The sequence below is a fragment of the Cupriavidus sp. FW216-B1 genome (assembly GCF_058789195.1).
The window spans coordinates 1-19,378 of sequence record NZ_JBYTEL010000016.1 but is presented as its reverse complement, the minus strand read 5'-3'; the positions used below and the strand labels follow the sequence as shown (position 1 = coordinate 19,378).

Annotated in this window: 13 protein-coding genes and 1 pseudogene; 11 read left to right on the top strand and 3 right to left on the bottom strand. The window is 64.9% G+C overall.

Features of this window, described 5'->3' with window-relative positions:
* Positions 1 to 21 precede the first annotated feature (21 nt).
* Both yfiB and AC3WXD_RS25570 read left to right on the top strand, forming a co-directional pair.
* Entirely contained in the window at positions 22 to 537 is a 516-nt protein-coding gene (yfiB, locus tag AC3WXD_RS25575; RefSeq protein ID WP_492324922.1) for an outer membrane lipoprotein YfiB, read from the top strand.
* A 121-nt stretch (positions 538 to 658) separates the two neighbouring features.
* Entirely contained in the window at positions 659 to 1,711 is a 1,053-nt protein-coding gene (locus AC3WXD_RS25570) for a LicD family protein (RefSeq protein ID WP_020206222.1), read from the top strand.
* 69 nt (positions 1,712 to 1,780) lie between these two features.
* Here AC3WXD_RS25570 and AC3WXD_RS25565 read toward each other — a convergent pair whose 3' ends face one another.
* Both AC3WXD_RS25565 and AC3WXD_RS25560 read right to left on the bottom strand, forming a co-directional pair.
* Complete coding sequence (locus AC3WXD_RS25565) at positions 1,781 to 2,263, bottom strand: FAD synthase family protein (RefSeq protein WP_081651579.1); 483 nt, start codon at positions 2,261 to 2,263, stop codon at positions 1,781 to 1,783.
* Positions 2,264 to 2,528: 265 nt separating this feature from the next.
* Complete coding sequence (locus AC3WXD_RS25560; RefSeq protein ID WP_492324921.1) at positions 2,529 to 5,468, bottom strand: autotransporter outer membrane beta-barrel domain-containing protein; 2,940 nt, start codon at positions 5,466 to 5,468, stop codon at positions 2,529 to 2,531.
* Positions 5,469 to 5,703: 235 nt separating this feature from the next.
* Here AC3WXD_RS25560 and AC3WXD_RS25555 point away from each other — a divergent pair, with 235 nt between their 5' ends.
* Positions 5,704 to 6,543, top strand: a complete 840-nt coding sequence (locus AC3WXD_RS25555) for an alpha/beta fold hydrolase (protein WP_492324920.1) — start codon at positions 5,704 to 5,706, stop codon at positions 6,541 to 6,543.
* A 304-nt stretch (positions 6,544 to 6,847) separates the two neighbouring features.
* On the top strand, positions 6,848 to 7,762 hold the full coding sequence (locus AC3WXD_RS25550; RefSeq protein WP_492324919.1) for an RNA polymerase sigma-70 factor: 915 nt from the start codon (positions 6,848 to 6,850) through the stop codon (positions 7,760 to 7,762).
* A 53-nt stretch (positions 7,763 to 7,815) separates the two neighbouring features.
* On the opposite strand, the gene AC3WXD_RS25545 is transcribed toward AC3WXD_RS25550, so the two are convergent.
* Entirely contained in the window at positions 7,816 to 8,277 is a 462-nt protein-coding gene (locus tag AC3WXD_RS25545) for a carboxymuconolactone decarboxylase family protein (protein WP_020423987.1), read from the bottom strand.
* An 803-nt stretch (positions 8,278 to 9,080) separates the two neighbouring features.
* Between AC3WXD_RS25545 and AC3WXD_RS25540 the strand changes: the two genes are divergently transcribed.
* The 7 genes and pseudogenes from AC3WXD_RS25540 to AC3WXD_RS25510 form a co-directional block, all read left to right on the top strand.
* Positions 9,081 to 11,537 (top strand): type VI secretion system Vgr family protein, encoded by a 2,457-nt coding sequence (locus AC3WXD_RS25540; protein ID WP_492324918.1) that lies wholly within the window; start codon positions 9,081 to 9,083, stop codon positions 11,535 to 11,537.
* A gap of 29 nt (positions 11,538 to 11,566) precedes the next feature.
* Positions 11,567 to 13,358 (top strand): annotated as a pseudogene (locus AC3WXD_RS25535) (lipase family protein).
* The gene (locus AC3WXD_RS25530) at positions 13,355 to 14,254 is read left to right on the top strand and encodes a T6SS immunity protein Tli4 family protein (protein ID WP_492324917.1); all 900 of its coding nucleotides are present in this window, start codon (positions 13,355 to 13,357) and stop codon (positions 14,252 to 14,254) included. The pseudogene AC3WXD_RS25535 and the gene AC3WXD_RS25530 overlap by 4 nt, the downstream one beginning before the upstream one ends.
* Before the next feature lie 323 nt (positions 14,255 to 14,577).
* Positions 14,578 to 15,477, top strand: coding sequence for a T6SS immunity protein Tli4 family protein (locus AC3WXD_RS25525; RefSeq protein ID WP_492324916.1), 900 nt, complete (start codon positions 14,578 to 14,580; stop codon positions 15,475 to 15,477).
* 257 nt (positions 15,478 to 15,734) lie between these two features.
* Complete coding sequence (locus AC3WXD_RS25520) at positions 15,735 to 17,000, top strand: hypothetical protein (RefSeq protein WP_492324915.1); 1,266 nt, start codon at positions 15,735 to 15,737, stop codon at positions 16,998 to 17,000.
* 97 nt (positions 17,001 to 17,097) lie between these two features.
* Complete coding sequence (locus tag AC3WXD_RS25515) at positions 17,098 to 17,385, top strand: PAAR domain-containing protein (RefSeq protein WP_081651641.1); 288 nt, start codon at positions 17,098 to 17,100, stop codon at positions 17,383 to 17,385.
* Between the two features lie 77 nt (positions 17,386 to 17,462).
* Positions 17,463 to 19,378: ImcF-related family protein (locus AC3WXD_RS25510; protein WP_492324914.1), on the top strand; the 1,916-nt coding region annotated here is incomplete at its 3' end.

Below are 19,378 nucleotides of genomic sequence, written 5' to 3'. Positions count from 1 at the left end.
ACGCAGAAGAGGAGATCCATCGTGCCATCGAACCTGTCCGCCCGCGCAAGACTGTGGCTGGGCACGGCCCTCGCCATCGCCGCGCTGGGCCTGGCCGGCTGCCAGGCGCCCGCGCCCGCGGCGGCCGGCCGGCTGACGCCGCCGCAGATCGAGACGCTCAGGCAGCAGGGCTTCCAGCTCACCGACGGCGGCTGGGAACTGAACCTGTCCGAGAAGGTGCTGTTCGGGCTCGACGAGGACACCATCAGCGCCGAGCACCGGGCGGTGGTGCAGCGCATCGGCACGGCGCTCAAGGGGGCCGGCATCGACCGCGTCCGGCTCGACGGCCACACCGATGACTCCGGCTCCGCCGAATACAACCAGCAGCTCTCGGTGCGGCGCGCGCAGGCAGTGGCCAGGGTGCTGGCCGAAAGCGCCTTCCTGCCGCAGAACATCGAGGTGCGCGGGCTCGGCAAGACCCGCCCGGTGGCCGACAACCGCACCGCCGCGGGGCGGGCGGAGAACCGGCGCGTGGCGATCGTGGTGACGGTGGACTGAACCGCGCCGGCCAAGTCGGGTCATGCCGGGTCATGTCGGGCCACGTCCGGCTAGACAGGCGGCCCGGCACCGACGAGACAACGAGACGACAAGACAGCGAGACAGCGAGACAACGAGCAGCATGGAAGCACAAGCGGAGAACAACCCCGCCGCGGCATTCGCCGCCCTGAACGCGCGCCTGCAGCAAGGCGGCGCGATGCCGCCCGACGACATCCGCGCCTGGTGCCAGCTCGGGCTCGAGCTGGGGCACGCCGCCACGGTGCGGCAGGCCTGCCAGGTCCTGCTGGCGGCGCCCGACGTGCACCCCGCGCTGCGGCCCTACTGGCTGTTTTTCCTCGGCACCGCGCTGCTGCACCAGCAGCGCGTGGCAGACGGCGCGCAGGCGCAGCGGCAGGCGCTGGAGGCGCTGTGCGTGGCGCCGCTGGTCCACAACCCGCAACCCGCCATGCGCAGGCTCGCCGACCCGCAGGTCGAAGCCTTGTTGTGGCAGGCGCTGGCGCAGCTCGCGGCCGGCGGCGTGCGCGCGTTCGCCCATGCCGGCACGCTGCTGGGCCTGGTGCGCGAGCGCCGCCTGCTGCCGTTCGACAAGGATCTCGACCTGGGCCTGCTGGTGGCCGAGCTGCCCGCCGCGCACGCCATCCTGCGCGCCCACGGCTGGCAGTGCCCGCCGCCGCTCTTCGCCATCGACAACATGGCGAGCTACCATCATCCCCGCCACGACGTGGTGCTCGACCTGTGCGGCCTGCAGCCCGAGCCCGGCGGCGCCACGCTGCTCGGCGGCTTCTGGACCGGGCAGGGCGCGCCCGCCGCCCACCAGCGCGTGACCCGCTTCCCGGGCCCGCTGCGGCTGGCGCAGCAGGCCGGCCCGGCCGGCCCGGTGTGGTGGCTGGAAGACCCGCACGGCTGGCTCGAAACCATCTACGGCAAGGACTGGCGCGTGCCGGACCCCGCCTTCGACACCATCATCGGCGCCCACAACCTGGTGGGATTCTCGGCGCTGACGCAGTGGTACGCCTACTCGCGCATCGCCAATGCCTGCCTCAACGGCTACTGGGAAAAGGCCCTGCGGCTGGTGCGGCTCGTGCTCGAGCGGCACACCCCGCGGGACGGCCTGCTGCTGCGCCTCGCCGCGGTGCTGGAGGGCCGCCTGGCCGGCCTGCGCCCCGCCGCCTGAAGCGGGCCGGGGGGTGGGCGGTGACTCGGGCGGTGACCCGGGCGGTGGCCGGGTTTGCCGCCGCCGGCCTTACTCGCTCAGGCTGGCCAGGATGCGCTGGCGCAGCACCGTGGTCGACACCTCGTCCGTGCGCGGCGTCCAGCTCAGCCCGATGCCCTGCGCGGCCAGGCGCGGTTCCAGCCGCGCCCAGCGCGCGCTGCCGCGCCAGTCCTCGCCGATGAAGACGTGGTCCACGGCCAGTGCCGCCAGCCAGCGCAGCGCGCTCTCGGTGTTCTCCAGGCTGTCCGGCTGCAGCAGCGCCTCGTCCACCCAGCCCAGCCCGCGCACGATCTCCAGCCGCTCCGCCTCCGGCATGGCCGGTGCGCGCCGCTTGTTGGCCTGCACGGTGGCGTCGCGCGTGACCACCGTCACCAGCGTCAGGCAGCGCGCGCGGATGTATTGCAGATAGCGCAGATGGCCCACGTGGAACAGGTCGAACACGCCGACGGCGAGGCCGCGGGCGGCAAGCAGGCCGGGAGGCCGGACTGGCGGGACGGGGGTAGGGTCGGTCATGGCGAGGTGCGAAGGGACCGGTGCCGGCATGCACGGCATCGTCTGCGAGGCGATGATAGGACGCGATGATAAGTCGCGATGATAAGCCGCGAAAAACGCGGGCAATCGAGGGAACAAAGGGGGAAATACGCGCCCGATACCCCGGGCCATGCCCGGGGCGGGGGCGCGCGAAACGCCGCGTGGCGCGCGATGCCGCGTGGCATCGCGCGGCCTGGATGACGCCTGCCCGCCGCCCCGGGGAGGGATGGCGGGCAGGGCGGGCGCCTTAGAACGGCAGGCGCACCTTCACCGACGCGGTCTGGTTGGTGAAGTGGTCGCGCACCTCGGCGTCGTAGCGCACGGTCACTTCCATTGCCTTGCTGCTGGTCACCACCAGGCCCAGGCCGCCGCGCATCAGCCAGCGCGCCGGGGACAGGCCGCGCGTGACGAACTGCGCGCCGCCGCCGACGTAGGAGGCCGCGATGGCCGACTGCCGGGCCAGCGCGTCGTAGCCCACGCCGAGGTTGGCGGTGAACATGGCGTGCTCGGTGATGCCCTGGTTGAGGCGGGCGTCGGTGGAGAGGATCAGCTCGCGGGCCGTGTTCCTGCCGACGGCCAGGTTCAGCGCGTCGGCGCCGGTCTCGGTGTAGGCCGCATCCTGGATGAAGGTGTAGTCGGCCCGCACCGACGGCGTGAAGGTGGTCTTCGGCGCGAGGTCGAAGACGCGGCCCAGGCCGGCGCCGAAGTGGGCGTTCCAGCTGTTGTAGCTCGACGACGCGCGGCTGTCGAGGCCACCGAAGCTGATGTTGCGCCGGCCTTCGTTGTGGCCGGTGCCGACGTCCGCCTGCACGCTGATGTCGGTGCGCGCGTCGAGGCCGTAGCTGCCGTAGCCGATCAGGCGGTAGCCGTCCACGCTGGCGTTCTGCGCGGCCACCGGCGAGTTGCCGTCGATGCGGCTGTGCATGTACGAGAAGGCGCCGCCGACACGGATCTTGTCGTTGACGGCGCTGTCCGCGCCGAACACCATGCCGTAGGTGTTCGCCTTGTAGCCGGCCACGCCGTCGCGGTCGTTCTGCTTGGCCCACGAGCCCACGGGCTTGAACCAGATCTGGCGGTCGGCCACGAAGTCGTCGCCGGAGGACAGGCCGCGGTTGGCTTCCTGGCGCGACTGGATCACGCGGTTGGTGGCGTGCATGGCGGCGGTGTTCACCTCCGTCATGCCGGCGGTCATCAGCGGCAGGGTCTGCTTGACGGCGTCGGAGACGGCCTGTTCCGTGGCAAGCGTGCCGAGTGCCGTGATCACCGGGGCCATGCCGGCCGGCGCGGCCGCGCCTTGCGAGATCAGGGCGTCGAGCACCTGCGCCGCGCCCAGGCCCGGCATGTTGTGCGCGCCGGTGACGCTGCTCACCACGGTGATGACGGGCGCCGGCGTGGGCGCCGGTGCCGGGGCGGCGGGCACGGGGTCCGACGTCGGCGGCGTGACCGGCGTGACCGGGGCGGCGGAGCAGGAGCTGGCGCCCGCGCGCGCCACGCACAGGTCCACGGCATTGCCGTTGCGCGTGGCGATGAAGTCGAACAGCGCGCTGTTGTCGGTCACGGTAAATGCGGGGCCGGCCACCAGCGTGCCGGCGGTGATGATGCCGGGCTGCACCGTGGTGCCGGCGACGAGCGACGGCGCGCCGCTCACGTTCACGCCGATCCTGTTGCTGGCGGAGAGGTCGGCGGTGCCGGTGACCACCAGCTTGCCGTAGCGGCCGTCGTTGTCCAGGCCGGTCTGGAACAGGCCGCCGGCGGCCTGCGTGTAGTTGCCGGTGATGGTGGCGGTGGTGCCCGCGGCCACCGCCAGCGTGCCGGCGTTGTTCAGGCCGGACGATACCGTGACGCCGTGGCCCATGTTGAACACCGCGTTGCTGGCCACGTTGAAGGTGCCGACGTTGAAGGTGTTGCCCGAGGTGAAGGTGCCGTTGACGTTGACCGCCGATCCGGCCCCGCCGCTGACCCTGCCGGTCACGACGGCGCTGTTCAGGTCGAGGTTGAGCGTGGCGTTGTTGAGCGCCACCGTGCCGTTGAGCGCGCCGGTGACGCTGATGCCGTTGGTGACGGTGCTGGCGGGGTCGATGATGATGGCAACCGGCGCGTTGATGGTGCCCGCCACGGTGATGCTGTCCACCGTGCTGTTGCCCACGTTGATGCCGACTGCCTGGCCGCCGGGAGAGGATACGCTGATGGTGCCGTTGTTGGCGATGCCGCCGACCGTGCTGCCCTGGATGTTGATGCCGTAGGCGGCGCCGGCGCTGGCGCCGCCGCCGGGCATCCCCGGCAGGCCTGGCATGCCGGGGCCGCCCGCGCCGCCGGTGGCGCTGATGGTGCCGTCGTTGCGGATGGAGCCGACCGTGCTGGAGGTGATGTTCACGCCGATGCCGCGGCCGCCGGCACCGGGAACCATCATCGCCGCGCCGCTGCCGCCTGCGCCGCCGGTGCCGCTGATCGTGCTGCCGGCGCCGTTGTTGACCAGCGTGTCGACGCTCGCCGATTGCAGGTCGATGCCGATGCCGCTGCCGCCCGCGGCGCCCGGCAGCGGTGACGGGCTGCCGCTGCCGGCCATGCCGCCGATGGCCGTGACGGTGCCGTGGTTGTCGATGGTGGTGACCTTGGCGGTCACCACGCTGATGGCCGTGGCTGCGCCGCCGTTGCCGTCGGGCATGAGGGGCATGCCCACGCTGCCGCCGCCGCCGGTTGCCGCAATGGTGCCCTCGATGCCGTTCAGGATGCCGTTGACCGTGAGCGCGGTGGCGCCGTTGCCGGTGATGCCGATCGCGATGGCATCGCCGCCATTGTTCATCGGCGATGGCAATAAGGGCTGGCCGGGATTGCCGAGGCTCTCGATGCGGCCGTGGTTCTCGATCGCGGTGACGGGCGAGAGCAGCCCGCTGACCGATACCGCGGCGGCACCGGTCACGCTGATCAGGCCGCCGGGCGAGGTCACGATCAGGCTGCTGGCGGAGCCGAGCTGGCACGTCTGGTTGAGCGTGCCGGAAACGGTATTGGGCTGGAACAGCTGGCACGGTGCCGGCAAGGCCAGCGCCGGCAGCGAGGCCAGCGGGCCGGCCGCCAGCAGGACGGCGCCGGCGATGGCGCGGGGCAGGGACGGCGGCAGCGCGGATTGCGCCGATGCGTCGGGACGGGCAGAACGAGCCTGCCGGACGATACTGCGTTGTTGTTTCATGCTTGCAAGAACCCGGTGTTGGGCAAGCCTCTGCAGTAGACTTGCCGCTTGCTTTGTTTTCGCGACTTTTTTTGTTTTTTGTTTTTATTGTTCTGTGCGGCCCGGGATTCGGGGAAGCCGGGCCGGTCTTGATTTCTTCCTCTCGAAACTACACTGGTGGCGCCGTGGATCTCCTCCCTGGTGGTGGTCTGTGCTGCCTGTGCTCTCTCTCGCTCTGGTGCTTCCGGTTTTCCCCGTGCGGACAACGATCCTGATCCTGCTGGCAGCCGCGCTGCTGGCTGCCTGTACCCATTTCTCGCCCGCCGACCGCCGGCAGGGCGCCGACACGCTGGCGCTCGCGCACGGCTGGCAGCGTCTGCGCCTGCCCACGCGCACGTTCGTGCTCACCGCCTACGCGCCGCCCGCCACGGCGGCCGACGAGCCTGCCGACACGCTGGCCGTCTACCTGGAAGGCGACGGCCTGGCCTGGCTCAGCCCGACGCAGCCCTCCGACGACCCCACGCCCCTGCGCCCGGTGGCGCTCGAACTCGCCCTGCTCCACGTCCGCGGCACCGCGGTCTACCTGGCGCGGCCGTGCCAGTTCGCCGAAGGCGACGACCGGCGCGGCTGCGGCACGCCCGACTGGACCTCGCGGCGCTTCTCCGCCGAAGCGGTCGAAGCCACCAGCCAGGCCATCGACGCGCTCATGCAGCGCTACGGCGCGCGCCGCCTGGCGCTGGTGGGCTACTCCGGCGGCGCCGCCGTGGCGGCCCTGGTCGCCGCGCGGCGCCACGACGTGGTGCGGCTGGTGACGGTGGCCGGCAACCTGGCGCCGCGCGCGTGGACCACGCTGCACGGCGTGCCGCCGCTGGACGGCTCGCTCGATCCGGCCGACGACTGGCGCCGCCTGCAGGACATCGCGCAGATCCATTTCGTGGGCGACAGCGATACCAACGTCACACGCGAAGTGGCGGCCGCCTATGCCGCCCGCTTTCCAGCCGGGCGGCAGCCCCCCGTGCAACTGGTGGAGGGCGCCACCCACGCATGCTGCTGGGCCGAGAAATGGCCCGCGCTGTGGCCGCTGGCCTTCCCCTAGGCGAAGCGACGCCGCAGTGCAGCCTGCGTGCACTGTCGTTATCGGCCGAATGTGTCGGATTCTTAAGCAGCCGCGGAACATGACGGCGGCGGACCGGTGCCGCGCTGCCGGCGCGCGGCCGCGGGGAGCGCTCCCGCGCCTATTTCACCGGCAGCGCATGGTTTGTCCTTGGCTGGGCATGCCGGGCCGCCGCGGGCCGCGGGACGGTCTAGTATCAATCCAGCCGGAGCCCGCCGTTCGCGCCGCCGGGCCGGCATGGCCGTCACCTGTCACAACGCGGGGGCGTCAAACGTCTGGGGGAGATATGAACGAAGACACCAACACCTTTACCCGCCTGCGCCCCCGCCTGCAGGGCATCGCCTACCGCATGCTGGGTTCCGCCGCCGAGGCCGAGGAAGTCGTGCAGGATGCGTGGCTGCGCTGGCACGGCACCGAAAAGGAGCGCCTCGACAGCGCCGAAGCCTGGCTGGTCTCCGTCACCACGCGCCTGGCCATCGACCGGCTGCGCAGCGCCAAGGCGCAGCGCGAGCACTACGTCGGCACGTGGCTGCCGGAGCCGGTGATGGCCGATTCGCCGGCCACGCCGGAGCAGATCGTCGAGCGCGCCGACGACGTGTCGGTCGCCTTTCTCGCCATGCTCGAGCGCCTCGCGCCCGAGGCGCGCGCGGCGTTCCTGCTGCGCGAAGTGTTCGATGCGGACTATGGCGAAGTGGCCGACGCGCTCGGCAAGACCGAGAGCGCGTGCCGGCAGATCGTCCACCGCGCGAAGGTGCAGCTGCAGGACGAGCGGCCGCGCTACGTGGTCCCGCGCGAGACCCAGCTGCGCCTGCTGCGGGGGTTCGCCGACGCCGCCTCGCGCGGGGAGTTCGGCGCGCTCAAGGCCATGCTGGCCGAGGACGCACAACTGATCGGCGACGGCGGCGGCAAGGTGCCCAGCTTCGGCGTGCCGCTCGTCGGCGGCCGGCGCATCGCCCAGCTCTACCTCGCCACCAGCCTGAGATACCGGGGCGCGGTGCACTTCGAGGCCGTCACCCTCAACGGCGAGTGGGGCCTGCTGCGCTTTATCGACGGCGCGCTGGAATCGGCGCAGGCGATCGAGACCGACGGCGAGCGCATCGTGCGCATCCACGCGCAGCGCAACCCGGACAAGCTCGCGCGCATCGCCGCCGCGCTGGGCCGCGAACTGGCCGCGACGAAGCTGGCGCCCGGCGTGCCCTGAGCCAGGCGCGGCCGCCGGCAAAGTCTTGCCGGTCCCGGCCGCGCCGCCCGCGCTCAGAATCCGGGCGGCGGGTTCTCGGGGATCTGGTTGCGCAGGCTGAGGTTCATCACGTTCCAGCCCCGGATGGCGGCAATCGCGTAGGACAGCTCGGCGATCTCGTTCTCGCTGAACTGCTCGCGCAGCGCCGGGTAGGCCGCATCGGTGTCGTCGCGCTGCGGCAGCGCGTTGACGGCCTCCGCCCAGGCCAGCGCGGCGCGCTCGCGGGCGTCGAAGAACGGCGCCTCGCGCCAGCCGGCGATGGCATTCAGGTGGCGCGCGTCGGCCCCCTGCCTGACGAGGTCGCGCCAGTGCATGTCGATGCAGACGCCGCAGCCGTTGATCTGCGAGACGCGCAGTTGCACCAACTCCACCAGCCGCGGGCCGAGCGAGCTCTGCTTGACGGTGCCCGAGAGATGGATCATTGCCTTCAGGTTGGCCGGGGCCAGTTGAAAGAAATTGAGACGTGCCGTAGTCATGGGATTCCCTTTGCCTGGTTTCGCGGGCGCCCTGCGCGCCTCGCATGATCACAAGACGGCGGGGGGAATCGCGTTGTGACAGCGGAAGGTGGGTTTTCTTGCGCCAGCGCAGATTGTTGCTGACTGGCTCTGGCTTGGAAGAGGGAGCTGGACTGCGGAGCGCAGAAAGGGGCGCGCGCAGGTGCTCCCAGCGATAAGTTCCATGCCACCGGATTGGCTGATTATTATCAGAAATTTCTTCGAAATAAATGGAATTTTCTGCGTATAGATAGCCTGTATCAGGAAACAACATCCGTCACACACTCTCGGTGTCCGCTGCTGCTCGCGATACATGACATACCCGCAGCATGCGCCGCGCGCCGTGCCAGGTCGATCCCGGGACCCGCCTCATGCTGGCCGTTTTGGCTCCGCGCCGCTCGGCTATCCACCGAGAGCACGGCGGCGTCGCTCGCGCGCCACGCATTGCGAACAAGTGTCAATGCGCGGGGATCGTCAATATGTCCGCATTCGGCCCGCATGCCTTTGCGTATTTGGCATTCATTGGAAATTAAATTTCCTTTAATTCATGTTTACGAATTTTATCAGTGAAAATGGGATTAATCTGATTGAAGCCTCGCCGCCGTCACCTCTATGATCGAGCCTGACTTGCTGTGTCGTCATTTGATGACTAGTGCAGCGATGACGTGCCACGACCACAACGTATCTAGTCACTTTTCATTTGCAACAAGATTTGCGACAAGAAAAGGGTCAGCCGGATACGAAAGACCGAGCGTAACGGCATGGCAAAAACGGAGTGAACAACAATGGCGGAAGGTTTCGATGAATTCAAGGCAATCGGCAACCGCGCGCTGACCACCGGGCGGCAGGCATACTTTCTCGAGGTGCCGGGCACAGCCAGCGCCGCCGCGCTGTCGGTGGTGTCGTTCGAGGCAGTGGAGCGGATGGGCGAGCCCTATGCCGTCACTATCCAACTGACGCATCCGCTTGAACTTGATCGAGCCGGGTATCTGGGCAAAGACGCGACCTTCCTGATCGCTCCCGCCGACGGCAGCGAGCCACGCAAGTTTGCCGGCTGCATCACGCGCTTCTCCAAGACCCGCCAGACCCGGGATTTCTGCGGCTACGAGATCGTCGTGGAGCCGCTCGTCGCGCGGCTGCGGCTCACACGTGCCAGCCGTATCTACCAGCAGCAGACCGCGCCCCAGATCATCGAGGCCATCCTGCGCCGCCATGACCTCAAGGGCCACCAGTTCGCCTTCAAGACGCGGCGCAAGTACCCGCAGCACAAGTTGCGTATGCAGTACCAGATATCAGATTGGGACTATATCCGGCTGCTGATGGAGCAGGAGGGCCTGTACTGCTATTTCATCCATGGCGAGTTCGGCGAGATGATCGTGTTCGGCGACGACATCGACCACTACCTCTACCAGCCGGAGCTTCGAGTGCCCTATCGCGAGACGGCGGGACTGGAATCAGGCCAGGAAACGGTGTTCTCGCTCAGGACCCATGCGCGGACCATTCCCGAATCATTCCGGGTCGCGGACTTCAATCCCGACAAGGCATGGGAACGCCCTGCCGGAGAGGCCGATGTCGCGAAGGAAAGGACCACCTACGGTCAGTCCTACGTGTATGGCACGCATCACCTGGACTTCGACGACGCCAAGTGGGAAGCGCAGTTGCGCCACGAGGCCGAGTTCGCCCGCCAATTGGTCTACACGGGTGAGAGCAACGTGCTGGCGCTGCGCCCGGCGCGCATCCTGCGACTGGACCTGGCGTTGCCCGACGCGCCCAACGGGCAGGTGGTTACCGAGGTCGTCCACACCGGCGCGCGTGATGCCGCCTACCGCAACACCTACAAGGCCATTCCCTCGGACCGGCGCTTCCGGCTGCCGATGGACGAAGCCAACTGGCCGCGCATCTCCGGCACGCTCAGCGCCCGCATCACCTCGCCGGGCCAGTACAAGTATGCCTACCTGACCCAGGATGGTCATTACATCGTCCGCTTCGATTTCGACTTTGACGCCTGGCCCAATGGCGGCGAGAGCGTGCCGCTGCGCCTGGCCAAGCCGTTCGCCGGGGCGCGGCAGACGGGCTTTCACTTTCCTCTGATCGACGGCACCTATGTGGACGTGGCGTTCCGCGACGGCAACCCGAACAAGCCGTACATCGCCAGCGTGCAGCACACCAGCCAGCACCCTGACCTGATCACCAATCAGGATCGCTGGCTGTCGCGCAACGTGATTCGCACGCAGAGCAACAACAAGCTGCGGTTTGAGGACTGGGAGGGGCAGGAGGGGATCAAGCTCTCCACCGAGTATGGCAAGACCCAGCTCAACCTGGGGTATCTCGTTGATCATCAGAAGAAAAAGCGGGGGGACGGCTTCGAGTTGCGCACGTCGGGCTGGGGGGCGATCCGGGGCGGCAAGGGATTGCTGGTTTCGGCGAATGACCAGCTTGGCGCAGACGGGGAACAGCTTGACATGGTGGCCGCACAGCAACTGCTACTGCGAGCGCTCCAGCAAAGCGAAGCGCTGGCATCGGCAGCGAAAGCCGCGCAAGCAGTTGCAGCCGCCTGTGACAGGCAAAGGGCACTGCTCGATGACACGCTGAACGAACTCAAGAAGGCCGGGATCCTTGTCAGCGCACCAGCGGGCATGGCGCTGGCATCGGGCGCCGACTTGCAGTTGAGTGCGGCAGAGAACCTGATCGCCACGTCGGGCGGCCATGCCGATCTCAGTGTGCTCAAGCGCTTCACGGTCGCGGCTGGCGAACTGGTATCCATCTTTGCGCAGAAACTTGGCATCAAACTGTTCGCCTCAAGAGGGAAGGTCGAGATCGAGGCACAGAGCGATGAGATGCGGCTGATGGCAGACAAGAATATGACGATCACCAGTGCAAACGGGCGTGTCGTTATCGAGGCCAAGAATGAGCTGCTGCTCAAATGTGGCGGCTCCTACTTTCGTATGACATCGACAGGGATCGAGGATGGAACGCGCGGAGAGCGAACGATCAAGTCGACTGCATTCAGCCGCCAAGGGCCGAGTTCCCTGGCTCAGGAAATGAATACGTGGAAACACGCGAACTTCCATGGTGCCTACGTGATTCGTAACCCGTCCACGGGGGAGCCGCTTGCCAATACGAGCGTCGAGGTTCTGCGCGGCGATGGCACCAAGCTCAAGATGATGACGGACTCGGCGGGAAAGACGCCACTCCAGAAGAGCCTGTTTGTCGAACCCCTTCGTATCCGACTGATGGATTGATCCGCCCAACCGCATACTCGAACAACACCATGGCCGAATCGAGCCCCGTTTTTTACCATAGCGTCGTCGACAACGATGGCGATCAGTACAGTTCAGCAACCCTGACGCCGGCAGAGGATCAGCGCGAGAAGATCATCCTTGCCAAGCCCTACGTGATTCCCATCCTTTTCCTGCCCGGCATCATGGGAACCAATCTCAGAAAGAAGGAAGGGAAGAACATCGTCTGGCGGCCACCCAATGCAGACCTGCGAGGTGCGGCGGATGCGATCGGGCAACTCTTCAGCTATGCGTTCAAGAATACAAAAGAGCGTGCCGGTGATCTGGGCACGGAGACTGTCGAGATCGATCCCAGCGGTCCAATCGATGCCGGGCAGAGCGGGCTGCCGAAGAATGTACTGGTGGCGCGGGGCTGGGGCGCGTTGATGCGTTCGTCCTATCATCCGTTCATGGGGCAATTGCAGCACCTCTTGAATTCGCTGGCGGAGTATGACTTCACGCGTTGCGAGGCTGACCTGAAGAACTGGGCGGCGGAGTTCGGACAGGATGCGCCTGCCGATTGGGGCGCCGAGGGTGGTGAGGCATTGACGCGCAAAGAGATCCTGCATGCGGCCAACTACCAGTTCGACGTTTGGGCGGGAGGCTATAACTGGTTGCAAAGCAACCGTGACTCCGGCGCAGCCATCAAGGACCTGATCGAGAACACGATCCTGCCCTATTACAACGAAGGCAAGACGGTTGTTGCTGAGGACACGCCGGATGGACAAGGAAACAATCAGTGCAGCATTCGACGGAGGAAACCGTCGCGTAATGGCGGAACAGGTCATCGTCGTCACGCATTCGATGGGTGGACTGGTGAGCCGGTCGCTGACTGAGATCCACCAGTGCGAAAAGGTACTCGGTGTCTCGCACGGTGTGCAGCCGGCTACGGGGGCACCGGCCACGTATAAGCGCATGCGTGCGGGATTCGAAGGAATGGAACAGGTATTTCTCGGCCGGAACGCCGCAGATGTGGTTGCCATCCTTTCGCAAGCACCAGGGGGGCTGGAGCTGTTGCCTACTGCCGATTACAACGATGGCAAGCCCTGGCTCAGGTTACGGGACAAGAAGATCGGCGCTGACGTCATGACGCCGCTGCCTATCAATGGCGATCCCTATAGCGAGATCTATCTGTCGCCGGCGTGGTATGGGTTGGTGCCGGATGCGAATTTGGGGTTGATGAATCCGGCGGGAAAGGAGGCCAACGCGCAAGATGACGATGAATTCATACCAGACGAGAGTACTCCGCGAGATGCATTAAGTCGGACAGTTGAGCGCGTTCGAGTATTCCACCGTGCGATCGAGAAACTATACAAGACGCCCACCTTTGCTCACTACGGCGCCCAAGGGAGGCGCGATGCCGACAGTGACAAAGGCGGGATGTTCGGCACGGGCGTGATGGCGAGCAAGAACCGCTTCACTTGGGGAGAGGTAGCCTGGGAGGGGGGCGACATTGGAGCGCAGGAGCCGAGCAATATCAACATCGTTGGCGACGATGGCAATGGAAAGTTGAGGACGTCAAGCGGGCTGAGCCTAACGATTGGTACCCCAGATTGCCCTGGCGACGGTACTGTGCCGGACCTCTCTGGCGCGGCGCCTGGGAAGGCCGGTATTGCATTGAGCTTTGCGCATGGGCAGGGCAATCGGGGAGAGCGAAATAGTAAATTTTGCTACGACCATCAGGGGAGCTATGGCGACAAGCATCTGCGCTCGCTCTATTCCACGATGTTCGCCATCATCAAGATCGCCCAGCAGGCGCAGTGGCACAAGAAGGAGTCAGCATGAAAGAAGGATGGAAAATCCGTGCTATTGGGCGGCATCTGATAAACATTCCAGGTGATGCAAGGCTGATCGAGAGTTATAAGTACAATAAAGTGAAGATTGAACCGTTGCCAGATGTTCAGACTCAGGCGGGCTTTGACGAGCTGATTGTTCAGCGAGAGCAGACATTGCGCGCGGCTAAGCACGATAAGCATGGCAGCATGTTTATCGAACGCGTGTCACATGCCAATGGCTCGGTAACACTAATTTCGTGGGAAGCTCCGGATTCGACTATTCTCTATTGCTTCGATACTTATTTCCCTGCGGGATCAGTGTTCTTGAAGTACTCCGGAGACGTATCGCCAAGCCGCCGCGAATCGGCATTGTCCGTTCGATCTGATCTATCCCGAAAGTGGCATGAGATTGCAGAGGGGGAAACTCCAACTGGCATTGGCTACACAGCAGGCGATGCGATCTTGGTGGACAAGCATCTGAACTTCGAAAGCTGGGCAATGATCATTCGCTTGGCCGGCAAGCCCGATGTGTCGTTGACGGTTACGTCATATGTGCAACGCAGCGTGGAACCCGGTCTGCGCAAGCGCGCCGGCGGCATCCTGGCTGGACTGCTGGGCACCGTAGCCGGTGTCACCCAATTGCGCAACCGTGCGCGTCCGGTTGGCCCCATCGAGGCCGATGAGATCCTGGTGGCCGGCACACAGGATGGGAAACGAACCTATGGTTTCAAATGGGAGGCGCCGGGAAAAGCGGACTCCCTGGCCGAGCCCAACCTGAATGTGTCGCTGCAGGTCGGCGAGAGCGCTTACCTCACCAACAAGGAATCGTTCGCCAGCGACGAGGAAGCACTGGAATTGTGGGATGCCGTGGTGGATTCACTGCGTTTGCGCCCGGGGGCCGTATGAGCAAGTTCTCTCGCCGCCGCATGCTCCTGGCAATGACAGCCGCACCGGTGTCGATGCTGGCTTCGAGGTATTCGCTTGCTTCGCCCTCCAACTTTTCGGTAGGGGAAGCCATGCGCTATTTGTGCGAAGAGGTTTTCCCTTCAGTTCACCAGAAGCGCCACGAAGGTGCTGGTGAGTGGCCACTACGCGCGGCTTTTTCACACATTCTCTTGTCCTCTGCGAGCGCTGCATGACGATTGATTTCTCGCCTCTGCCGATAGCCATGACGCTTGGGATCATCAAGATTATCTGACAGATGCAATGGCACAAAGAAGGGAGTCAGCATGAAGGAAGGATGGAAAACTCGTGCGATTGGTCGACATCTGGTCGAATTACCAGCGGATGTGCGAACTGTCGAGAGCTATAAGTACAACGAGGTGAGAATTGAACCATTACGAGAAATTCAGACCCGGAGGGATTTTGACAATCTGATTGCTCGACGGGAACAGGCATTGCGAGCAGCAAAGCACGATAAACATGGCAGCATGTTTATCGAACGGGTACCGCATGCTAATGGCTCAGTCACATTGATTTCGTGGAACAAGACAACGAGTGACATATTGTATCGCTTTGACACCTATTTCTTGGCCGGAACCAGAACCTTGGCTTACTCGGGGAGCGTATCGCCAAGTCGTCGAGAATCGGCTTTGTCCGTTCGAGATGAACTATCCCGAGAATGGCAGGAGATTCCAACAGGGGAAATTCCAACTGGCATTGGTTATGCGGCAAGCGATGCGATCTTGATAGACAATGATCTGAACTTAGAAAGCTGGGCAATGATCATTCGCTTGGCCGGCAAGCCCGATGTATCGTTGACGGTTACTTCATATGTGCAACGCAGCGTGGAACCCGGCCTGCGCAAGCGTGCCGGCGGCATCCTAGCTGGACTGCTGGGCACCGTAGCCGGTGTCACCCAATTGCGCAACCGTGCGCGTCCGGTTGGCCCCATCGAGGCCGATGAGATCCTGGTGGCCGGCACACAGGATGGGAAACGAACCCATGGTTTCAAATGGGAGGCGCCGGGAAAAGCGGACTCCCTGGCCGAGCCCAACCTGAATGTGTCGCTACAGGTCGGCGAGAGCGCTTACCTCACCAACAAGGAATCGTTCGCCAGCGACGAGGAAGCACTGGAATTGTGGGATGCCGTGGTGGATTCACTGCGTTTGCGCCCGGGGGCCGTATGAGCAAGTTCTCTCGCCGCCGCATGCTCCTGGCAATGACAGCCGCACCGGTGTCGATGCTGGCTTCGAGGTATTCGCTTGCTTCGCCCTCCAACTTTTCGGTAGGGGAAGCCATGCGCTATTTGTGCGAAGAGGTTTTCCCTTCAGTTCACCAGAAGCGCTACGAATCCCGCGATGCTGCCGCAGACAGGTGTCACCGCGCGCATGCGCTTGCGGCACATCCCCTCGTCTTGTTTGGCACGGAATGACCGGAGCAGAACATGGCTGTTGATTTCTCGCTGCTGCCGACAGAAGAGCCCGAGATGACCACGCGGCCGTCGCGAGTGGTATGGGCGATCGCGTTCCTTGCCATGGCACTGGGAGGCGCATTGGCGGTTCTCCTGTTATGGCCGAAGCATTTGCCGACGCACACATGGAGATTCTGGCTAACCCTGGCCCTTTTCCCCTTGGGGCTGCCTGCCTGGATAGTGCTGCGCCGGTATGGTCATCATGAGGGCCGCAAGCTCGACGTTTTGATGCGCAACGAAGCGATTCGCAGGTACAACGCGCACGTCTTTGCCGTGGCGGCGCGTCCGCTGGCGGTGCTCGGTGCGGCTCATCGGATCTCGTCGGATCGGAATGAGAACGCACTGGCCGGCATACAGGCTGGTACGGTCAGGATCACTACTCAGGAGCCCATCGCCAACGAAGGCGATCCAGTGAGGGCTCGCTGGTTGGATGTGCCTGGCGTACAGCCTGTGCCCGGTGGAAAAGAGAGAGACGAGGTGCGCCATTGCGAGGTGACGCGATGGCTGTATTCAGAGCTGCTTGACGAGCTTTCAGTACAAATTCGAGCGTTACCTCTGCAAACTGGTCTGGGCATTTGTCTTTGGGTCTCGGGTGGATTGCGAAGGCAGGACTATGTGGCGCTCTGGCGGAAAGCCTGGCAAGAACGTCGGTTTCGAGCCATGGAGATTGTTGAAGAGACTGAGCCAACCAGTCTTCGTGTTCTCGATGACTGGCTCGACGAGATTGCTGGCCAGGGTGAACGCCACGCGAGGCTGATCGTAGCCATTCAACTGCATCCGGTGCTGAGCGCCACGCCGCCCTCTGGCGCGGCCGAGGCGGGCGTGGCGATCCTGCTCATGCCAGACGAACCAGCAAGCAGGTTGGCCGTGATGCGTCAAGCAAACCTCCATCGTCCAGTACACGGCCCTTTTGAACAGTCGAACGACGTCTTGTCACATGCTCTTAAATGGGGCGATATCACGGCTGCGGGCATCAAGGGTGTCTGGCGGACCGGTCTCGACGCGGCAAAGGCTGGCGCTCTGCACAGCGAGGCCATGAAGATGGGACTCGGCGCACAGCCCATAGATCTCGATCAGACCGTAGGACATGCCGGGACAGCAGCAGCTTGGCTCGCAATCGCGTGTTCGGCGGGAACGCTGTCCGGCGGCGCTCCAAACCAGCTTGTATTTGTCGGCGAGTCGGACGGTGTGGATGTCGCGGTGATTCGACGGCAATCGCTCGAAACGGGGCCAGTCTAGATAGCGGCTTGGCCGTGATCCATGGTCAAGCTGCCAAGGCGGTTGGTTCGTTGGCGCTTCAGCGTTTCGGAGGACGATGCATAGGGAGCGGATTTTGGTGAGACGTTACGACATCACGAAAGGGGATTTCACCACGCTGGGTGGAGTCGTTGTGGGCGGTGACGGTGGCGACATGCTGGGCGGCCGTGAGCAGGCCTATGAGAATGATCTGGTGTGGTGTCCAGTCTGCAAGACGATGGGGCGGATCGTTTGCGTTGGTCCGCGATTGGTGATGACGGGGCCTGACGCGCGACAAGCGGCTTTGAGCGATGACCTTTGTGTCTGTGGCTGTGAGCCGAGTCCGCGGCTGATGCCGTCACAGCGCTCATCGTATATGGATGTCTAGGTTCACAGGACAGGTGACGTTCACGTCGACCTTTCCAGATAGGCTCGATACGCGAGCATGAGGATATTCACCAAACAATGAAGAAGCTGCGGATCGACCTGGTCTCGATACTCGTTCTTGCCCTGTTGATTGCCGGTGCCGTCTGGCTATGGGGTGAGTCCATAGGCATCAAGACGCCTGAAGCGCGAAGCTATTGGCTATCGGCGGTGGCTGTTGGCACGCTCGTGCTAGCCATTCTCGCATCGCTTGATCGCGTGAGCCGTTGGTGGGACGCACTGAATGGGCTGAGAAGGTGGCTGGGATCCCGAACGTCGGAGATGGTTGGTACAACGCAAGCGAGCATTGTTACCGTCGATGGTCGAACGAATGTGACATTGGACCCTTTGGTGCGATTTCGTCAGACAGGGAGGCAGCAATATGGTCTTCGCTGGCACTATCGCCAACCTTGGCTACTTCTAACCGGCGATGACCATGCCATCGCCAAATTCCTTCCTGATCTTGCCGAGCCAGGTTGGCTGATCACCCCTGACGCGGTGCTGCTATGGAGCAAGGGCGGCGAGGGCGGCCAGCCGGACGCCGCATGGCTCAAGCAGATCTATAAGCTGCGCCGGCGCCGGCCGGTCGATGCCGTGGTCCTCGTGACCGACGGCGAGGCCCAATTGCCCAAGCCACGCGGGAGTACCCTGCCCTGTGGGCTCCGCCTGGCTCGCATCGCCGAGGTATTGCACTGGTCTGCACCGATCTACCTGCTCGATGTCGCCCAGGCAGACGTGACCGCCAACGGCGATACACCTGTGATCGGCTGCGAGTTGCCGCGGCAAGCGGACGCCACCGCCATCGGCACCGCGCTGCAGACCCTGCGTGACCAATTGGCGAATCGCAGCGTCGCGCAGTTGATCCAGAATGGGCGTGACCGCTATATGGGAGCCCTCTCCCAGCGGCTCGACACGCGCGGCCCGGTGCTCGCCGACTGGATCGGTGGATTGGTGAGCAGTCAACGCCGACGCCTCCCGCTCAGCGGCATTGTGTTCGCCCCATATCCGGGCTCTGCTGCCGATGCGGACGACGAGCCTGGTACCGACTTGCCCCTCTGGCAGTACCTGGGCGAAGCCGCCCGCCGCCAACCAGGCCGCCGGATCGGCTGGCATCCGGTCACGGTGTGCTCCACTCTGGCGTTGACGGCCATCGGCCTGTGGAGCGCCGGCATGCTAGTGTCTGGCGTACTGAATGGCCGTGACATGCACGTTGCCGGGCAGGCCGTGACCGGCATCCAATCGGCCCCGAATGCCGCCGAACGCCTGCGCGCACTGCTTGCCCTGCAGCAGCAGATCGAGCGCTACGAATACCGTACCCAGCATCACGCACCGCTCGCGACCCGCTTTGGCCTGAACCGCGACCCAGCCGTGCTTGACGCCCTGTGGCAGCCCTACGCGCAGGCCAGTCGCCGATTGCTGGCAACGCCGGTCCAACAGGACCTCGAGGCGTCGCTGGTGGACCTCGCGCAGATGCGCACCGACATGCTGGACGAGCAGACCAGCCGCTGGGCGCTGGGCGGTCACGAAGGCCTCAAGACCTACCTGATGCTGGCCGCCCCCGAGCGTGCTGACCCGGCCTTCCTGGCCCCGCAACTGGTACGACACTGGTCTACCGATGCCCGCATCACGCCGGGCGAGCGGCAGGACCTCGCCGAACGCCTGCTCAGGTTCTATGCCCAGCACCTCAAGGCGAACCCGGACTGGCGCATCGAACCCCGCCCGGAACTCGTGGCCGGCGCTCGCCAGACCCTGCTGGCGGTGATCGGGGAGCGCAACGGCGAGGACACCATTTACCAGGGCATCATCAATGCCTTCGCGAACAACGGCGGCAACAAGTATCCGGACGCGACCCTGGTCTCGCTGACGGCCGGCGCCGATCCTCGCGGGCTGGTGCGCGCCACGGCGATCGTGCCCGGTATCTTCACGCGCCAGGCCTACGAGGGCTATGTCGCTCCCGC